Genomic DNA, 19307 nt, shown 5'->3' on the forward strand with positions numbered 1-19307 from the left:
ATAGCGCTTTTTTTGATACCATTTTTATAAACGGGGGATCCTTTGCAGGGGATATCAGAGGAACAGAAGAAAAGTCAGGAGGTGCGTGGCGGGATGATCGATATTGAACACGCAAAGCAGGAATTTGAAAATTATCTGGATGAATACGACCGGCAGGATGAGCAGATCTATCTGAAGATCGAGCATACTTACGGTGTGGTGAAATACGCAGGGGAGATCGCCAGGAGGATGGAGTGTTCCAGGGAAGATGTGGAACTTGCAGAGCTGATCGGGCTGCTTCACGATATCGGACGTTTTGAACAGATCCGAAGATTTCACAGTTTTGAGCCGGGAACCATGGATCATGCAGTATTCGGGGCGGAACTTCTCTTCGGGGAGGAAAAGATGATCCGGCGTTTTGTCCGTGAGGATCTGTTTGATGATCTGATCAATGCGGCGATCCGTAAGCACAGTGATTTTAAACTGGAAGGAATCCATGATGCCAGAACGTTGTTTCATGCAAAACTGATCCGGGATGCAGATAAACTGGATAACTGCCGGGTGAAACTGGTGGCATCCATTGAAGCCATGCTGGGAGTTTCCGAGGAAACAGCCGGAGAAGGCCTGATCTCGCCGGCAGTGTGGGAATCCTGTCTCAGAAGGGAGTCAGTATTATCTGCAGACAGACAGGTGCCGGTGGACTACTGGGTATCTTATCTTGCCCAGTACTATGATATTAATTTCCCGGAGACCTGTGAGATAATTGAAGAGGAGGATTATATTACCAGGATCGCCAGCCGGCTGACTTACAAAGAGCAAGACACCAGAGACAAGATCCGTATTCTCACGGAAGATCTGAACCGGTATCTGGAAATGCCGGCGGTGTCTGTGAAAGAGTAGAGACATAGTGGGGCAAAAAAGAATCAGGGAAAAGCAGAAACAGACGTTGACTTAAAGAGTAAAATTAACTATAATACAGCTAAAATTAGCTTCGCAAAATAAAGCGCAGAAGCGTTGACAGGTTTTGGGGAAGTCATAAAGTCAGATCGTAAAGATCCGCTTAATAATATAAAAAAGGAGAAGGCACATGTCAGTTACGTTTAATGAAGAGAAAAAGATCTTCCGTCTTGATACGGAAAAAAGCACCTATGTGATGGGGGTAAGCCCGGAAGGTTTTCTGGGACATATTTATTACGGGGACAGACTTTTTATGGAGGCAGACAATTATCTTCTTCGAATGGAAGAGCCGCCGTATACACCATCGGTAAACAAAAGAGAGAAATCCGCATTCCTTGATTTCTTTCCCATGGAGTATCCAACCGGAGGAATCGGAGATTACCGGGAAAGCTGCCTGAATATCCGAAATGCAGCCGGAAATATGGGATGTGAGCTGCATTACACAGGACATGAGATCTATAAAGGCAAAAAAGGACTGAAAGGGCTTCCGGCATCTTTTGCCACAGAGGATGAGGCAGAAACACTGGAGATTACCCTGAAAGATGCAGATCTGGATTTCGAGGTGGTCCTTTCCTATACTGCCTTTGAGAAAGAAAATGTAATTACGCGAAGCGTCCGTGTACAGAATCAGGGAAAAGAAGATCTCCGCATCGAGAAGATCTTAAGTGCTTGCCTGGATATGGACAATGAGAATTTTTCCATGCTGTCTCTTCACGGAACCTGGGCAAGAGAGCGTCACATCCAGACAGGAGAGCTCCATTACGGAAAACAGGTGATCTCTTCCGCGAGAGGAGAGTCCAGCCACCAGGAACATCCGTTTATTGCCCTTGTGACAAACGGAACCGAGCAGGAAAACGGTAAAGTTTACGCCATGCATTTCGTGTATTCCGGAAACTTTATGGCGGAGACAGAGCTGTGCCAGTTTGATAACCTCCGTATGACTATGGGAATCAATCCGGAGGAATTTTCCTGGCTCCTTACACCGGGAGAGGAATTCCAGGCACCGGAGGTGGTTATAGTTTACTCCGGAAACGGTCTTGGAGCGATGACAAGAAGTTATCATGACTTTTACCGGAACCATCTCATCCGCAGCAAATTTAAATATGAGAAACGTCCGATCCTGATCAACAACTGGGAGGCTACATATTTTGATTTTAATACGGACAAGCTTCTTGACATTGCCAGAGAGGCAAAAAAATGTGGCATTGAGATGCTGGTCATGGATGATGGATGGTTCGGAAAACGTAATTCCGACAACTGTTCTCTTGGTGACTGGAAAGTCAACGAAGAGAAGATCACAGGCGGCCTGAAACATCTGGTAGATGAAGTAAACAAGATCGGCCTTCAGTTTGGAATCTGGTTTGAGCCGGAGATGATCTCACCGGATTCTGACCTTTACCGTGCACATCCGGACTGGGCGATCCAGATCCAGGGCCGTGAGGCAACCCAGAGCAGAAACCAGTATGTTCTGGATTTTTCCAGACCGGAAGTAAGAGATTATGCCTACGAATGTGTGGCATCTGTTCTTCGAAGTGCAAACATTGCCTATGTGAAATGGGATATGAACCGTCAGCTTTCTGACCTTGGCAGCAGCTATCTTCCCAAAGAAAGACAGCAGGAGCTTTTCCACAGATATGTGCTTGGTGTTTATGAGCTTCAGGAGAGACTGGTTACGGAGTTTCCGGATCTTCTTCTTGAGAACTGCTCCGGCGGCGGCGCACGTTTTGATCCGGGAATGCTTTATTACAGCCCGCAGATCTGGTGTTCCGACAATACGGATGCAGTGGAGCGTCTGATGATCCAGGAAGGAAGCGCACTGATATATCCCCTTTCTGTGATCGGTGCCCATGTCAGCGACTGCCCGAACCACTCTGTGGGACGTGTGACACCATTTGAGACAAGGGGCCATGTGGCTCTTGCAGGAACCTTCGGCTATGAGCTGGATATCACAAAGATCCCGGAGGAGGACAGAGCGCTGATTCCGGAGCAGACGGCAACCTACAATAAATACAGACACCTGATCCAGCAGGGAGAGTATTACCGGATCGCATCCTACCGGGAAAACCATAAATATGACTGCTGGGCACTTTCCTCACAGGACAAAAAAGAAGTGCTGGTAACTTATGTACAGGTACTTGGCGTACCAAACAGCCATTCCAGAAAAGTATTTCTGAGAGGCTTTGATCCGAAGGTAACATACAGACTGGAAGGAACAGAGGAAACTTACACAGGAGAGATGCTGATGAAGGGTGGATTCCTGATGAAAGATTTCTGGGGCGATTTCAAGAGCAGACTGTATCATTTTACTGCAAAATAAAACAACGGCATTTAGGCCAGTAGTATAACGACTCAGAGAGGCACTGTAAAAGTAACAAAAACAGTGCTTCTTTTTTTGTGCGTATTAGATAAAGTTAAGTACATTGCAAAATTAACGGGCTGATCAGATTGACATTTAGCTAAAAAGATATAAAATTTAGCTAAATAAAAAACAAATAAACATTCTACTTACTTAAATGTGAAGAATGTCAGGAATTGTGACGAGGAGAACCTATGCGGAAATCCGAAGTAAGAAAATGGCCGGAAATGGACCGGCAGCAGAAAATACAATATCTGAAAGACTATTATCTCCTTCCGGCAGTGGGAGTGATCCTTCTTATTGCTGTGGCAGTATCCCTGATATGGCATGTGGCAAGGCCGAGAACGGAGAATCTTCTCTATGCGGCAGTGATCGATGAATCTCTGGATGAGAAGAAACTTGCACAGGTTACAGCGGATATGAGTAATCTTCTGGGAGCAGATGGAAAACGGAAAACCGTGCAGATCGATGTGGTGATCCTGGATCGGGAGCTGTTTGAGGAATATGCAGGTTATGGCTATTTTGAAAGCCTGGATGAGGTAACAGAAGAAGACCTGGAGAAAAAATACGGGGAATCTTATCAGTATGCAGCCGGTTATAAAGAGGATGACGAGGTTTCCTTTGAGGATCATGAAACCGGTCAGGGAGAGGTGAAACCTTACGGGATCAGTCTTTCCGGGGACAATCGGTTCACGGAGATGTCGGAATATATCAAAGATCCGGTATTTGCAGTAGCGGTTGGAACAAAAAATCCGGAGAACGCACTGAAGTTTCTGGAGTATCTGATGGAGGAATGAGTGGCCGGTCGGATATTTGCAATCCATATTCGTTACGCAGATCTACATCGAATAACGGTGAAGTAATTATTTGGTTAAATATTTCTTTTTGGGGAGGAAAAGATAATGGCTTTTAAAGATAATTTTCGCGGCGACAGTGCTTACACACAGATCATGACAAAGATCTTCAACATTTTCTGGCTGAGCATCCTGTGGCTTTTGTGCTGTATCCCGGTGATCACCATCGGCGCATCTACCATTGCTCTGTACTATGTGATGCTGAAGCTTGTAAAAGATGAAGAAACCACTGTGACAAGAGAATTTTTCCATTCTTTTAAACAGAATTTTCTTCAGTCATTACCGGTAACTGTGATCGTTCTGGTGGTGGTTGTGGTGCTGGTCGCGGATTTTCATATCCTGGGAGCAGCAGGAAGGGCACAGGGAGCTTCTTTTATGTACGGCTTCTGTATTGTTCTCGGGATTATCTGCGCAGCAGTCTTTTCCTATGTATTTCCGCTTCTTGCAAAGTTTGAGAATACGGTAAAAAAGACATTTGAGAACGGTGCCAGACTGGCAGCCAGCCACATCGGACAGACTCTTGTGATCACAGTTGTGAATCTTTTTCCTGTGCTCTGGTTTCTGATCTCTCCGCAGACCTTTTCCGCGATCTTCTGGATCTGGGTATTTGTGGGCGGCGGTGTGCAGGCATTTGTGAATTCGCTGTTTCTGGTGAAGATCTTTGACCGGCTGGCAGAAGCGTAACCAGAAAAAACTGACGGGATATAAGGTTTTGATATTGGATATTTGACGGGAAAGTAAAGTCACATGGGCTGCTTCATAGGAAGGCTGTGTGCGGGAAATTTCCAGTTAAGTATTGTAAAAAATAATAAAAATCAGGGAGGATGTAAAAAGATGAGTTATCAGGAAACCTACAAAAAGTGGTGTACAGACCCGTATTTCGACGCACAGACCCAGGAGGAACTGAAAAACCTTGAGGGGAACGAAAAAGAGATCGAGGACCGTTTTTACCGTCAGCTGGAGTTTGGAACCGGCGGACTCCGCGGAATGATCGGAGCAGGAACCAACCGTATGAATATCTATACTGTGCGTCAGGCCACACAGGGACTTGCCAATTATATCATTGCCATGAACGGTCAGGACAAAGGCGTTGCCATTGCCCATGATTCCCGTATCATGTCACCGGAGTTTGCCAGAGAGGCAGCTCTCTGCCTGAATGCAAACGGCATCCATACCTATCTTTTTGAGTCACTTCGTCCAACACCGGAGCTTTCCTTTGCAGTACGGGAACTTGGCTGTATTGCCGGTATTGTGATCACAGCCAGCCATAACCCGAGAGAATACAACGGATACAAAGTATACTGGGAAGACGGTGCCCAGATCACACCGCCTCATGATAAAAACATTCTTGCAGAAGTGGCAAAAGTAACGGATTTTTCCATGGTAAAAACAATGGAAGAGGATGAAGCCAGAGCAGAGAACCTGTTCAGCATCATTGGAACCGATTTTGATGACAAATACATCGCACAGCTGAAGAAGCAGAGCATCCATCCGGAGATCATCCCGGAGGCTGCCAAAGATATGAAGATCGTCTACACACCACTTCATGGAACCGGAAACATTCCTGTTCGAAGAGTACTCCGTGAGCTTGGTTTCACACAGGTTTATGTTGTGGAAGAACAGAAGGTTCCGGACGGAAACTTCCCGACAGTTCCATATCCGAACCCGGAGGACAAAAATGCCTGGACACTTGCTCTTGAGCTTGCAAAAAAAGTAGATGCAGATATTATTCTTGCCACAGATCCGGATGCAGACCGTCTTGGTGTTCATGCAAAAGATACGAAAACCGGTGAATATGTAAGCTTTACCGGAAATATGTCCGGCATGCTCATCGCCGAGTATATTTTGCGGGAGCGTACCAAAACAGGCACCATGCCGGAAAATCCTGCACTTGTTGAGACCATTGTTACTACAGATATGGCAAAAGCTGTTGCAAAAGAATACAACACAGCTCTGATCGAAGTGCTGACAGGCTTTAAGTATATCGGGGAGCAGATCCGCCTGTTTGATGAGACAGGAAGCCATCACTACGTATTCGGACTTGAGGAGAGCTACGGCTGTCTGGCAGGAACCTATGCAAGAGATAAAGATGCGCCGGTTGCAGTGATGATGCTCTGCGAAGTTGCCGCATACTACAAACTTCAGGGAAAAACGCTCTGGGATGCCATGGTGGAACTGTATGAGAAATATGGTTACTACAAAGAAGACCTTGCAACAGTAACCCTGAAAGGAATCGACGGTTCCCAGAAGATCACAGCCATGATGAATGCCTTCCGTGAGAATCCGCCGAAAGAGCTTGGTGGGTTCAAAGTCCTTGCATGCCGCGATTGCAAGAGTGACTGCCGCAGGGATATGATCACAGGAGAAACCACATCCACAGGACTTCCCACATCCAATGTTCTTTATTATGAGCTGGAAAACAATGCATGGTGCTGTGTTCGTCCTTCCGGAACTGAGCCAAAGATCAAATACTATTTCGGTGTAAAAGGCGAAAACTTTAAAGATGCCGAGGAGAAACTTGAGGCTTTAAAAAAGGCGATGACAGAGTAAAGAAGCTTATAATTTAACCAAATAAACTGCGGAGCAGTTATTTGGTTATGAGCAAGTAGCGAAGCGGATTGCGAATATCCGCTTGACAATTGTCAAAACCTCTTGATTTTGCGGGACATCTATGATAGCGTTAAAACAGAATATATAGTAAAAAAGAGGTTAAAAAATGGCTAAAGCAGTCAGACTTGCAGATATAGGAAAGAAACTGAATGTCAGTACCGTGACCGTGTCCAAGGCTCTTTCCGGTCAGAAGGGCGTCAGTGAGGAACTACGGGCAAAGATCATCCAGCTGGCAGATGAGATGGGATATCAGAAAAGTGAGTCCCGAAAAAATACAAATGAAGGCAAAAGCTTCACACTGGGCATCATTGTTGCGGATCGTTATGTGTCCGAGAACCAGTCCTTCTATTGGAAACTTTATCAGGAGATCGCCAGGCAGGCGGTCTCCAGAACCTGTTTTGCCATGCTGGAAGTGATCAGCAGCGAAGTGGAGAAACGGAGAGAACTTCCTAAGGTGCTCCTTGAGAAAAAGGCAGACGGCCTGATCATAATGGGAGAGTTTGAGAGAGGATATGCGGAATTTCTGGCAGAAGATGCAAGGGTTCCCCTGATCGGCCTGGATACTACGGGAAGAGGGAAATCCAGTGACTGTGTGGTGTCCAACAACCTGATGGGTGGTTACGAGATGACCAACTATCTGTTTTCCATGGGCCATTCCAAAATTGGTTTTGTGGGAAAAAGACTGATGACCACCAGTATTGATGACCGGTATTTCGGATACTTGAAATCCCTGATGGAACATGGCGTTCCCTGGAGGGAAGACTGGGTGATCGATGACCGTGACAGTGATGGCGTGATGGATAATGAGAAAGAATTTATCCTTCCGGAAGATATGCCAACCGCCTTTTTCTGTAACAGTGACCTGGCGGCAAGCATGATGTACCGGAAGCTTGTACGGGAAGGGTACGATGTGACAGGAGATATCTCCATTGTTGGTTTTGATAATTATCTGGCAGACCAGTTTGCCGGTATCGGACTTACTACCTATGAGATAGACACCAAGGAGATGGCCAAGCGGGTGGTGCATATTATCCTGCATAAATTACTGAATGCCAGGTACAGCACCGGAACCTTTGTGATCCCGGGCAGATTCATTGAACGGGAAAGTGTGAGGAGAATCGGTCCTCCAGTGCCTTTTGTCTGAATTTCCCAGGTGTGGAGCCGACATATTTTTTAAACAGATTAATAAAGTGGTTCGTATTTTCGTAACCGATCATACTGCTTACTTCATGGATGGAAAAATCCGTGGTAAGCAGTATTTTTTTTGCCTCTTCCTTCACTTCCTCCCGGAGTTGTGATCCTTCCACTGTCCATGGTGGTAAGAAGGAGCAGATGGCAATCCATGGAAGAAAAACGAAATGCCAGGGGAGAGTCGGTATGGATACTTCCACCACCCAGAAGATACAAAAAGCTTTCCGGTGAGAGAGGGGAAAGCAGCTCTTTTTCGTAGTGATAATTATTGGGAATGAGAAAATCCGGCGTATATTCAATGTTTACCATTTTTCTTGTATGTACGCTGGAAAGAAATTGCTGCCTGAAATTTAAGTGATTTAAGTAATCCATGAGATATGTCCCTTCATAATAATACATTTTCGTCTTCAGGGCGGTGACTTGGGCGACATCATGATGATCCCGGAGGTTGACAAATCCGACCTCTCCACTTACTTCCTTTCCTATGGAGATGTTGATTCTGTAAAAAAAGAAGTGAAATATCCGAACAGATGGCTGTATGAGAACGAAGTATACGGTATCCCGATCACAGTTGTAGGCCGTGGCGTTCTCTATAATAAGAAAGTTTTCAAAGAGGCAGGAATCACAGCAACCGGCGATGCAAAATACAGAAACCAGGAATTCGTTCATACAAAAGATCCGTTCTCTGACCCGGGAGATGGAACAGGCGCTTACAACGTTTACAAGATCCTTTACGATGCAGTTGCAGACGGACTTACTGAGGATGGCTACTCAACAACAGACTGGGAGAGCAGCAAGGGTATGCTGAACAACGGTCAGATCGCAACTATGGTACTTGGTTCCTGGGCTTACCCGCAGATGCAGGGTGCAGGAGACAATGCAGATGACATCGGATACTTCGCATTCCCGATCACAGTAGACGGAAAACAGTATTCACCTGCAGATGAGGACTACTGCTTCGGTATCAATGCAAACAGCGATGAGACAAATCAGAAAGCAGCAATGATCTTTGTAAAATGGATGACAGAGAAATCCGGATATTCCTACAATGAAGGTGGCCTTCCGATCGCAGTTGGCGATGACAAGCTTCCGGAGGTATATCAGGAGTTCACAGATAACAATGTAGAGTTTATCTCCAACGAGCCGGCAATCGAAGGTGAGGAAGATGTCCTCAACGAGCTGAATGCAGATTCCGAGCTTATGGTAGGCGCAGGCGGAAACGAGAAGATCCAGGCAATCGTTGAGCATGCATCCAACGGAGATGAGGATTTTGATGACATCATGAAAGAGTGGAACGAGAAATGGAGTGACGCTCAGGATACAGATGATGTAGAAGTAAACAAATAATCTGCACAGATATAAACGCAGATCACTCAGGCGGGGACGCGTTTTCCCCGCCTTTGAAATGGAGGGAAACTATGGAACAGAGTGGAACGAAGAAGAGCTTCGGTGAATGGATGAGAAGCCGTAAGGGCCAGCAGATGCTTATCATCCTTGCATTCACCATTATTCCATTGATCTTGTTACTTGTATTTACATATCTTCCATTTGCGGAAATGGTAAAATTCAGTTTCTACAAGATGAAATATGTTGGCGCAAGAAAATTTGTAGGTCTTGATAACTACAGAGCCATTTTTAAACGAGACGATATCATCGGCGCTCTGAAACTTTGTCTTTACTATATGGCTGGTGCATTGATCCAGCTTGCCATTGCGCTTTATCTTGCAACCATTCTCAGCATGAAGGTAAAATGCAGCAACCTTTTTAAGGGATTTATGTTTTTCCCATATCTGATCAATGGTATTGCCATCGGATTTATCTTTAAATTTTTCTACACCCGTGGATTCGTATTTGATACCGTTCTTCAGTGGTGTGGATTCCAGCTTGATAACCTTCCGTACTGGCTGAAAGATCAGTCGGTAAACAACTGGTCACTGGTAGGGTCTTCCGTATGGAGATATTTCGGACAGAACATGGTACTTTTCATCGGTGTCATCATGTCTGTGGATGATTCTCTTTATGAGGCAGCAGATCTGGACGGAGCTTCTTACTTTACCATTTACAGCAAGATCCTTCTTCCTCTTCTGAAACCGGCCATTGTAACATCCATCATCCTGAAAGGTGCAAATACCTACAACGAGTACTACTGTGCACAGCTTTATCTTCAGGACAAAACAAGACTTTGTACCGTTGCAACTTCACTTTACACATTTACCGGACCTCTGGGAAGCCAGTATAACCTGATTTGTGCAGGTGTTATCATCTCTCTTCTTCTTGCACTGATCGTGTTCATCATTTTCCAGAATCAGATCTACAGCGGTGTTGCTGCCGGTGCGGTCAAGGGTTAAAAAGGAGCAGACAATTATGTTAAATGAGATCAGAGAACATCTGAAAAACGGGATCATTCCTTTCTGGGAAGGCCTGAAGGATGAAGAATTCGGCGGATATTACGGCTACATGGATTACGATTTAAAGCTGGATAAAAAATTTGAAAAAGGCTGCATCTTAAACAGCAGGATCCTCTGGTTCTTTTCCAGTGTCAGCCGTATTGAGGGCTTTGAAAAAGAACGGGAATATGCAGATCATGCCTATCAGTTCCTGAAGGAAAAATGTCTGGATCAGGAATGTGGAGGTGTGTTCTGGTCTGTGACATATGACGGAAAACCTCTGGATACCACAAAGCATACCTACAATCAGGCATTTGCCATCTATGCCCTTTCTTCCTATTATGATACCACCGGAAACGAGGAAGCATTAGAGATCGCCAAAGGTCTTCAGAAGATCATCGAGGAAAAATGCACCGATGAATTCGGATATCTGGAAGCCTTCAACCGGAATTTCCAGCCGGAAGAGAACGACAAGCTTTCCGAGAACGGTGTGATCGCAGAGAAAACCATGAATACCCTGCTTCATGTGTTTGAGGCGTACACAGAGTTTTACCGTGTAACAAAAGATAAATTCACCGGAGACCGCCTGCGTTTTATGCTGGATATTTTTGCAGACAAGGTATATAACCCGGCACAGAAAAGACAGGAAGTATTTTTTGACAGAGAGTGGAACACTCTTATTGATCTTTACTCCTATGGACATGATATTGAAACTTCCTGGCTGATTGACCGTGGACTTGAAGTGCTGGATGATCCGGCGTACACCGCAAAGGTTGCGCCCATCACAAAAGAAATCCTTGCAAATGTATACAAAACAGCATACCGCGACCATTCTCTTATGAACGAGTGTGAAAACGGTGTCAATGATACCACCAGAGTATGGTGGGTACAGGCGGAATCCGTAGTTGGTTTTCTGAACGGATACCAGAAAGATCCTGCAGAGAAAAAATATCTCCAGGCGGCAGAGGATGTCTGGGATTATATCAAAAATTACATGATCGACAAGAGAAACGGTTCCGAGTGGTACTGGTGTATCCATGAGGACCATACTCCGGTGGAGAAACCTATCGTGGAGCCGTGGAAATGCCCGTATCATAACGGACGTATGTGTATAGAAGTGATCAGGAGGATGAAAGACATTGCATAAACAGTATTATATCGAAAAAGAAAAAGTGGACAGACTGGTTGCCAGAAAAAACCAGAAAACACAGTGGTACAACGGAATCTATGACCGCTACGAATATCCGGTACTTACCAGAGAGTTTGCACCGGTACACTGGAGATACGATCTGGATGAAAAAACAAATCCGAATTTCCAGGAACGTCTCGGCATCAACGCAGTGATGAATTCCGGAGCCATCAAGCTTAATGGAAAATATTATCTCGTAGTCCGTGTGGAGGGAAACGACCGTAAATCTTTCTTTGCAGTGGCAGAGAGTGACAACGGAATCGATGGTTTCCATTTCTGGGATTACCCGGTAGTTCTGCCGGATACCTGCCCGGAGGAGACCAATGTATATGATATGCGTCTTACCCAGCATGAAGACGGCTGGATCTACGGAGTGTTCTGCTCTGAGAGTAAAGATCCGCACAACAGTGACCTTTCCGCAGCAGTTGCAGAGGCGGGAATCGTCCGTACCAAAGATCTCAAAACCTGGGAGCGTCTTGATAATTTAAAAACTCTCCAGTCTCCGCAGCAGAGAAATGTCTGCCTGCATCCGGAGTTTTCCTTGTTCCCTTCGGCGAGGAAAGAGTGGGAGATGTCTCCAATGTAGTGTTCACAAACGGAGCCATTGCTGACGAGGACGGAACCATTTATATCTACTACGCTTCCTGTGATACCAGAATGCATGTGGCAACCACCACTATCGATAAAATGGAAGATTATCTTTTCAACACACCGGAAGATCCCAAGCGTTCTCCGGACTGCGTAAAACAGCGCTGTGAGCTGATTGCAAAAAATCTTGAGATCTTAAAAGCAGAAGGAGAAAAATAATATGAGCAAATATAAAATGATCAGCCCGGCAGTTCCAAACGTGCCGTGGCAGGACAAACCGGAAAATCATGAAGGAGCACCACTGTGGAGATATACGGAAACCCCGGTGATCGGACGTAATCCGGTAGAGGGAGTTGCCAGAATCTTCAACAGTGCGGTTATTCCTTATGAAGGAAAATTTATCGGCGTGTTCCGTGGTGAGCAGGTGAACGGCATTCCGTTCATTTATCTTGGAAGAAGTGAGGACGGACTTCACTGGACATTTGATAAAGAAAAGATCAATTTTGTCAACGAAAAAGGCGAGTCTTTTATGCCGAAATATGCATACGATCCACGTCTCGTAAAAGTAGAAGATACCTATTATGTGATCTGGTGCCAGGATTTTTACGGTGCATCTATCGGTGTTGCAAAAACAACAGATTTCAAGACTTTTACAAGAATTGAAAATCCGTTCATTCCATTTAACAGAAATGCAGTTCTTTTCCCGAGAAAAATTAACGGCAATTATGTGATGCTTTCCAGACCATCTGACAGCGGCCATACACCGTTTGGTGATATTTTCTTAAGTGAGAGCCCGGATATGACTTTCTGGGGAAAACACCGTCACGTAATGGGAAAAACATCTGAGTGGTGGGAGTCCGTAAAGATCGGCGGCGGTGCTGCTCCGATCGAAACCAGTGAAGGATGGCTTCTGTTTTACCATGGTGTTACAGGAACCTGCAACGGTTATGTATATTCCATCGGTGGTGCGATCCTGGATATCGATGAGCCTTCCAGAGTGAAATATCGCTGCGAGAACTTCCTTCTTACACCGGAAACCTGGTATGAGGAGAGAGGTTTTGTGCCGAATGTATGCTTCCCATGTGCGACCATCCATGATTCTGAGACAGGAAAGATCGCTCTTTACTATGGAGCAGCAGACAGCTATGTTGGTGTTGCATTTACAACACTGGATGAGATTGTTGACTATATTAAGGATCACAGCCTTGTACGTGAGGAAGATACAGAGCTGGGAATCCGATAATAATGAAGGGATGTCACAGAGACATCGAACAAGATAAAGCGGGCGTGACAGTCCGCTTTATCCGGTATAGATGAAAGAAAGGAAGACAGATTATGGCAATTTTGAAATTAAAACCCAGCTGCAAGGATTATCTGTGGGGCGGCACAAGACTGATGACAGAATTTGGAAAAGAATATGACGGCGACAAGCTTGCAGAGACCTGGGAGCTTTCCTGCCACCCGGACGGACCCAGCTATGTGGCAAACGGAGAATATGCCGGAGAAACACTCAGCGAGTATATCCTCATGGAGGGAAAGAAGGTTACCGGTACTCACAGCCGCCATTACAGCCAGTTTCCGCTGCTGATCAAATTTATTGATGCGAAGGATGATCTGTCTATCCAGGTACATCCGGATGATGAGTATGCCATGAAGAATGAAGGTCAGTATGGCAAGACGGAGATGTGGTATATCGTGGACTGCGAGGAAGGTGCCAGCCTGTATTATGGATTTTCCCGTGAAGTTTCCAAGGAGGAGTTTGAGGAGAGAATTAAGAATAAGACCCTTCTGGAAGTTCTGAACAAGGTTGAAGTTCATAAAGGGGATGTGCTTTTTATCGAGCCGGGTACCATTCATGCAATTGGTAAAGGAAATCTGATCGCGGAGATCCAGGAAAATTCCAATGTGACTTACAGGGTTTATGATTATGGCCGTAAGGACGCTAATGGGAAGGAGAGGGATCTTCATATTGAGAAGGCACTTCAGGTGACGAAGAGGGTGCCGATCCTTCGGAAGAAGTCTTTTGAGCCGCATATTGTGGACTGTGATTATTTTACGGTTGATAAGGTGGTTCTGGATGGACAGAGGATGAAGAAGATCTTTGGGGAGATTGATAAGACTTCTTTTGCAAGTTTACTCGTCTTAGACGGTACCGGGAAGGTACAGTCCGGAGAGGAGTGCGTTGAGGTGCAGAAGGGAGATAGCGTGTTTATTACGGCTAATGCCGGCGAGTATGAAATGGAAGGAAAATTTGAGGCACTGTTGACAACAGTGTAGAAAACCGCAGGGGAGGGAAAGGCGCTCGGAGTTTCGAAGCTCGCTTTTCCCTCCCCTGCACCCCTCCCTTTCCGGGCACGGGTACGGCGTTGGAGAGTGGACGGGAAGGCGGGCGCTTGCGCCCTGTTCCCTGGGGTGTGGATGTGCGTTAAAAAATAGGCCTGTTCTTTGGGGTGCTGTTGGGTATTGCCTGAGTGCAGGTCTGATTTTTATTTTCTTGAGTTGTGGATGTACATAAAAAAAGTGGCCTGCAAGTGCAGGCCGCCTTTTTTTAATTGCGGGATTTGATGAAGGTTTCTACTTCTTTTTTGGTTGGCATTACGCGGAGGGCGCCTTTTTTGGTGGTGATGAGGGAAGCGGCTGCGTTTGCGAAGGTGAGGAGTTCTTTCAGGTTTTCATCGGTGAGGTTTTCGAGGCCGTGGTCAAGGACGTAGTTCAGGGTGCTGGCGCAGAAGGTGTCGCCGGCGCCGGTGGTTTCGATGGTGTGTTCCTGAAGGAATGGTGCGGCTTCTACTTTTCGGCCATGGTAGTATGCACGGCTTCCGTCTTTTCCAAGGGTGATCAGGACAAGGGGGATGTGGTATTTTTCTTCGATGAGAGCTGCGCCTTTATCGTAGTCTGTAGTATCAAAAAGGAATTCCACTTCGTTGTCGGAGATCTTCAGCACATCGCAGCGTTCCATGCCGTATTCGATCTCTTTGCGGGCGTCATTAAGGTCTTTCCAGAGAGGTGGGCGAAGGTTTGGATCGAAAGTGATGATACAGTTGGCTTCTTTTGCCACATCAAGAGCGTAGCGGGTTGCTTCGCGGACGCCTTCGTGTGTGGATGAAAGAGTACCGAAATGAAAAATTCTGGAGTTGCGGATCAGTTCGGCATCTACTTCGTCTTTGGTGAGCATCATATCTGCGCCTGGATTGCGGTAGAAGGAGAAATCACGGTCTCCATCTGGATATGTATGTACAAAAGCAAGAGTGGTATGGATTTCATCGTCCATAACAAGGTTTCTGGTATCGATACCGCATTCTTCAACAGCTGCTTTCAGCTGTTTGCCGAACATATCGTTTCCAACTTTTCCGATAAATGCTGTTTTTTTGCCAAGGCGGTTCAGCATGGCGAGTACATTGCAGGGAGCGCCGCCCGGGTTTGCTTCAAAAGTAGGATTTCCCTGGGAACTGTTGCCGTTTTCAGTAAAGTCGATCAGAAGTTCGCCGAGAGCGGTTACATCATACAGTTTGTTTTCCATTGATAATTCCTCCTGGTAAGTTGTTTTTTATAGCGGAATAAGAATACCCGCCTGTTTTTCTGCCTCATATTATAAGCCCTGGAAGGTATTTTGGGAAGAACCAAATTGATTTATTTTCTGTTCTGTTACCGGTTACTTGAGTGCTTTTTTGCGAAGATTAAGAAGAGTTTTCTTTATTTTTCAGTAAAAAAGTGGTAAACTGAGTCTATAAAACAACAGATATAACGGAGGAGACGATTATGGCTGATAAAGCGTATGAATATATGGACTGGCCCCGGATCGAGGCGATCGTTTATGGTGAGGAAGCTGCGCCGAGGGACGTGATGCAGCCGAGAGTGACAGATGACGGAGTGCTTATTCAGGGATTTTTTCCGGGGACGGAAGCTGCGGAAGTAATAGTTGGAAAAAAGTCTTATCCAATGACACTGGAAGATGAGGCTGGCTATTATGCGGTAATGCTTCCTCTGAAAAGAATTCCGGAGTATCGTTTTCAGGTTACACGGGGCAGCATGAAAGAGGCTTTTTTTGATGCTTATGAATATCCCTGCCAGATTACAGAAGAAGAGGAAAGAGCATTTTGTGCAGGCGTTTATTATAAAGCCTATAAGAAACTTGGTGCACATCCGGTTGTCTGTGGAGGTGTGCGTGGAACTTATTTTGCGGTATGGGCACCCAATGCGATCCGTGTAAGTATAGTTGGTGATTTTGACAGATGGGATGGAAGACGGCTTCCGATGCATCGTATGCCGATGTCCGGTATTTTTGAACTTTTTGTTCCGGGCGTAAAGGCAGGCGCTTCTTATCAATATGAAATCAAGATAAAAGGCGGGGCTGTACAGCGCAAGTCAGATCCTTACGGAAACGGGGTGCAGGAGGCTCCGTCTGTGATCTCGGTTGTGGCAGAGCTGGGAGAGTTTTCCTGGCAGGATGAAGAGTGGATGAAAGAACGTGAAAAGTTTGTAAGCCGTGAAGTTCCGGTGTCTGTTTATGAAACAGATATAACAGAGTGGAAAAAACATGGTGAACTGGCAGCATTTTTAAAAGAAACAGGGTATACACATGTGGAATTTCATCCGGTTATGGAGTATCTGGATCAGAATTCAGGGGGATATTCCACTTCATCTTATTTTGCGCTGACGAATCGTTTTGGAACACCGGCAGATTTCCGTGCTCTGGTGGAAGAACTTCACCAGGAAGGAATTGGTGTGATCCTGGACTGGACACCTGCACAGTTTCCACGATTTGATGCAGGACTGGAGAAATTTGATGGAACACCTCTTTATGAAGTTCAGGATCCGGCTATGGCGGTCCATCCGATGTGGGGGACGATGCTTTATAATTATGGAAGCCCTATGGTTAAGGATTTTCTTCTCTCGAATGCATTTTTCTGGCTGGATGAGTTCCATGTAGATGGATTTCGCCTGGATGATGTAGATGCCATGCTGTATCTGGATTTTGGAAGAGAGGCAGGACAGTGGAGACCAAATCTTTATGGCTCTAATGAAAATCTCCAGGCTGTGGAGTTTCTGAAACATCTGAATTCTATTGTTAAGAAACGCAATCCGGGAGTTCTTTTGATCGCACAGGAGGATGGACTTTGGCCTCAGCTTACAGACAGCGTGGAGAATGATCATCTGGGATTTGATTATAAGTGGAGTGGCGGATGGACGAAAGATCTTCTCTCCTATATAGAAGTAGAACCGCTGGAAAGAAAGGATTATTATGATCAGCTGACGCTTTCCATGATGTATGCGTACAGTGAACATTATGTACTGACCCTGGGACGAAGGGATGTAGGAACTCTGAAGGAATTTCTTGAAAAACTTCCGGGATCTCCGAAACAGAAACTGGCTCAGGTACGTGCGGCCTACGCTTATCTGATGCTTCATCCGGGAGTGAAGATGACAGCACCGGATAAAGAGTGCATAGAAGAAATGAAAGCATATATTCATGATCTGAATGCGATGTACAGAAGTTGTCCGGCGCTGTATGTGATGGATGGTAATTCGGATGGTTTTGAATGGATCCAGTTTACCAACTATGACGAAAATATTGTTGCTTTTCTGAGAAAAACGGAAAAAATGGAAGAGACGCTTCTTATAGTATGTAATTTTTCACCGGTGTCTTATGACAGCTATCAGGTCGGTGTGCCTTTTGCTGGAAAGTATAAAGAGATTTTTAACAGTGATAATGGAAAATATGGTGGTCTGGGTGTTGTGAATACCAGGGCCAAAAATGCGGTGCATGCGGAGTGTGATAACAGGGAAAATTCTCTGAAAATGAAGCTCCCGGCTTATGGAGTGACTGTTTTTAGCTGTACTCCTGAGAAAAAAGTTTCATCCGTAAAGAGGGTGGGGAAGAAAGTAAAGATCAGCAGAAAATAGTGAGGGATGTTGTATGAAAAAGAAATTGGCAGCCGGGATTTTTGCGGCGGTATTCTTTACTATGTTTGCTACGGTAACGGTCTGGGCAGAGAAGTCTACAGTTCTGGAATAGGTGATCTATGACGAAAATAATATAAAGGTTTCGGTTTCGGAAGCTTCTCTGGATGCAGAGCAGAATATTGTCATACCGCTTCATATTGAAAATAATACGGATGAAAAAATGGGTTTGATAGCCGAAAATTGTTATATTAATGGCTGTAAAGTAGAAGCAAACAGTTTGTTTTTTGACAAGGCAGAACCAGGTGGGGAAACTGATGGATTACTGGTGGTTTCGAAACAGGAATGTGATGGATATGGAATTGACCGTGTGGCGGATGTGGAATGTGGCTTGCGTTTTTATGAGGATAAGACGTATGATGATATTGCTGTAGTGGATAATATTTCCATAAAGACTGATATCAGTGGATCGTATGAGCAGGAGATTGGCGGTGGTGGGATTGTTCTTTACGATGACAAGGGTGTTAAGATTATCGAAAAGGGTATTGTGAAGAATAGTGTCATGGGGCTTACTCCAAGGTTTTGTGTAGTGAATGATACGGAACAGGATATTGATGTCAGATGTAGAAATGTTAAGGTTAATGGTAAGGAGTGTAAGACGGCGAATATTTCGTGTGAAGGGATTCCGGCAGGGAAGAGTGAGAATGTAAAGATGTATTTCCTGGGAAAAAATGCTGGTATCAATGAGCTTTCGGTTTCTTTTCGGGTTTTCCAGAAGGATAATGATTCGAAGGTGATCTGTAAGACGGATGATTTTGTGATTGGGTATGGGGGTGCGGATAAAAAATAAAAAATTGCTTGCATTTTCTGAAAAATAAGGTATAATATCATTTGTGTTTAACACAAGCTGGAATAGCTCAGTCGGTAGAGCACTTCACTCGTAATGAAGGGGTCGTGAGTTCGAGTCTCATTTCCAGCTTGACTGATATGGGCCTGGCGCTCTGGGATGAATGTGAATCCTGGGGCTCTAGGCTTTTTTGTTTGGATTTATGGAGGGAGAGAATGTCGGTGTGGGCAAGGGTTCCGTGAGGGGAATGGAAAGTTGGTACGCCAGAGGGATGTGGCATCGATTCGGGGAGAAAGCCGGACGCCAGAGGGAGAGGATATCGGCCCGGGCAAGGACTCCGTCGGGGGATACAACTAAGGTTCCGTGAGATGGCTAAAACCATTGCGGCAGGGCCAGAACTCGCCGCTGGCTCAAACAGCTGACCCTGCCGCAATAACGCCCTCTCCCG

Annotated in this window: 16 protein-coding genes, 1 tRNA gene and 1 pseudogene; 15 read left to right on the forward strand and 3 right to left on the reverse strand. The window is 45.5% G+C overall.

What is annotated here, in order from left to right; genetic code table 11:
* The first annotated feature begins 93 nt into the window (after positions 1-93).
* The 6 genes from GPK81_RS00590 to GPK81_RS00615 all read left to right on the forward strand — a co-directional run bounded on the left by GPK81_RS00590 (position 94) and on the right by GPK81_RS00615 (position 7900).
* Positions 94-879 carry an HD domain-containing protein gene (locus GPK81_RS00590; RefSeq protein WP_021977621.1) on the forward strand — a complete coding sequence of 262 codons (786 nt, stop codon included), beginning with the start codon at positions 94-96 and terminating at the stop codon, positions 877-879.
* Between the two features lie 187 nt (positions 880-1066).
* A complete protein-coding gene (locus GPK81_RS00595) occupies positions 1067-3253 on the forward strand; it encodes an alpha-galactosidase (RefSeq protein WP_215706353.1) in 2187 nt (728 codons plus the stop codon).
* A 233-nt stretch (positions 3254-3486) separates the two neighbouring features.
* Positions 3487-4089 carry a hypothetical protein gene (locus tag GPK81_RS00600; protein WP_021977619.1) on the forward strand — a complete coding sequence of 201 codons (603 nt, stop codon included), beginning with the start codon at positions 3487-3489 and terminating at the stop codon, positions 4087-4089.
* A 105-nt stretch (positions 4090-4194) separates the two neighbouring features.
* Positions 4195-4830, forward strand: coding sequence for a YesL family protein (locus tag GPK81_RS00605; protein ID WP_118071184.1), 636 nt, complete (start codon positions 4195-4197; stop codon positions 4828-4830).
* A 150-nt stretch (positions 4831-4980) separates the two neighbouring features.
* Positions 4981-6696: a phospho-sugar mutase gene (locus GPK81_RS00610; RefSeq protein WP_215706354.1), complete on the forward strand. Its 1716-nt coding sequence runs from the start codon at positions 4981-4983 to the stop codon at positions 6694-6696.
* A gap of 166 nt (positions 6697-6862) precedes the next feature.
* Positions 6863-7900: a LacI family DNA-binding transcriptional regulator gene (locus GPK81_RS00615; RefSeq protein ID WP_215706355.1), complete on the forward strand. Its 1038-nt coding sequence runs from the start codon at positions 6863-6865 to the stop codon at positions 7898-7900.
* Here GPK81_RS00615 and GPK81_RS18385 read toward each other — a convergent pair.
* Together GPK81_RS18385 and GPK81_RS17810 are read right to left on the reverse strand one after the other, a co-directional pair.
* Entirely contained in the window at positions 7848-7973 is a 126-nt protein-coding gene (locus tag GPK81_RS18385; RefSeq protein WP_242997112.1) for a hypothetical protein, read from the reverse strand. The genes GPK81_RS00615 and GPK81_RS18385 overlap by 53 nt on opposite strands.
* Positions 7974-7983: 10 nt before the next feature.
* The gene (locus tag GPK81_RS17810; RefSeq protein WP_252196566.1) at positions 7984-8319 is read right to left on the reverse strand and encodes a hypothetical protein; all 336 of its coding nucleotides are present in this window, start codon (positions 8317-8319) and stop codon (positions 7984-7986) included.
* A gap of 21 nt (positions 8320-8340) precedes the next feature.
* Between GPK81_RS17810 and GPK81_RS00625 the strand changes: the two genes are divergently transcribed.
* The 6 genes and pseudogenes from GPK81_RS00625 to GPK81_RS00650 all read left to right on the forward strand — a co-directional run bounded on the left by GPK81_RS00625 (position 8341) and on the right by GPK81_RS00650 (position 14388).
* Positions 8341-9294, forward strand: a complete 954-nt coding sequence (locus GPK81_RS00625; RefSeq protein WP_330627438.1) for an ABC transporter substrate-binding protein — start codon at positions 8341-8343, stop codon at positions 9292-9294.
* 71 nt (positions 9295-9365) lie between these two features.
* Positions 9366-10295 carry a carbohydrate ABC transporter permease gene (locus GPK81_RS00630; protein WP_215706357.1) on the forward strand — a complete coding sequence of 310 codons (930 nt, stop codon included), beginning with the start codon at positions 9366-9368 and terminating at the stop codon, positions 10293-10295.
* Between the two features lie 16 nt (positions 10296-10311).
* The gene (locus GPK81_RS00635) at positions 10312-11481 is read left to right on the forward strand and encodes an AGE family epimerase/isomerase (protein ID WP_021977612.1); all 1170 of its coding nucleotides are present in this window, start codon (positions 10312-10314) and stop codon (positions 11479-11481) included.
* A pseudogene (locus tag GPK81_RS00640) lies at positions 11474-12318 on the forward strand (glycoside hydrolase family 130 protein); the annotation flags it as partial. The gene GPK81_RS00635 and the pseudogene GPK81_RS00640, both read left to right, overlap by 8 nt.
* A gap of 13 nt (positions 12319-12331) precedes the next feature.
* Positions 12332-13354 (forward strand): glycoside hydrolase family 130 protein, encoded by a 1023-nt coding sequence (locus GPK81_RS00645; RefSeq protein WP_215706358.1) that lies wholly within the window; start codon positions 12332-12334, stop codon positions 13352-13354.
* 92 nt (positions 13355-13446) lie between these two features.
* Positions 13447-14388 carry a type I phosphomannose isomerase catalytic subunit gene (locus GPK81_RS00650; protein ID WP_118071178.1) on the forward strand — a complete coding sequence of 314 codons (942 nt, stop codon included), beginning with the start codon at positions 13447-13449 and terminating at the stop codon, positions 14386-14388.
* 271 nt (positions 14389-14659) lie between these two features.
* Here the strand turns inward: GPK81_RS00650 and GPK81_RS00655 are convergent, their stop codons facing one another.
* Entirely contained in the window at positions 14660-15631 is a 972-nt protein-coding gene (locus tag GPK81_RS00655; RefSeq protein WP_021977607.1) for a carbohydrate kinase family protein, read from the reverse strand.
* A gap of 239 nt (positions 15632-15870) precedes the next feature.
* Here GPK81_RS00655 and glgB point away from each other — a divergent pair, with 239 nt between their 5' ends.
* From glgB to GPK81_RS00670, 3 genes are all read left to right on the forward strand, one after another.
* On the forward strand, positions 15871-18015 hold the full coding sequence (glgB, locus tag GPK81_RS00660; RefSeq protein ID WP_215706359.1) for a 1,4-alpha-glucan branching enzyme: 2145 nt from the start codon (positions 15871-15873) through the stop codon (positions 18013-18015).
* A gap of 112 nt (positions 18016-18127) precedes the next feature.
* Complete coding sequence (locus tag GPK81_RS00665; RefSeq protein WP_215706360.1) at positions 18128-18862, forward strand: hypothetical protein; 735 nt, start codon at positions 18128-18130, stop codon at positions 18860-18862.
* A gap of 56 nt (positions 18863-18918) precedes the next feature.
* A tRNA-Thr gene (locus GPK81_RS00670) sits at positions 18919-18991 on the forward strand.
* The last annotated feature ends 316 nt before the right edge of the window (positions 18992-19307 follow it).

Source organism: Blautia sp. MCC283, assembly GCF_018785565.1.
GTDB lineage: Bacteria > Bacillota > Clostridia > Lachnospirales > Lachnospiraceae > Blautia_A.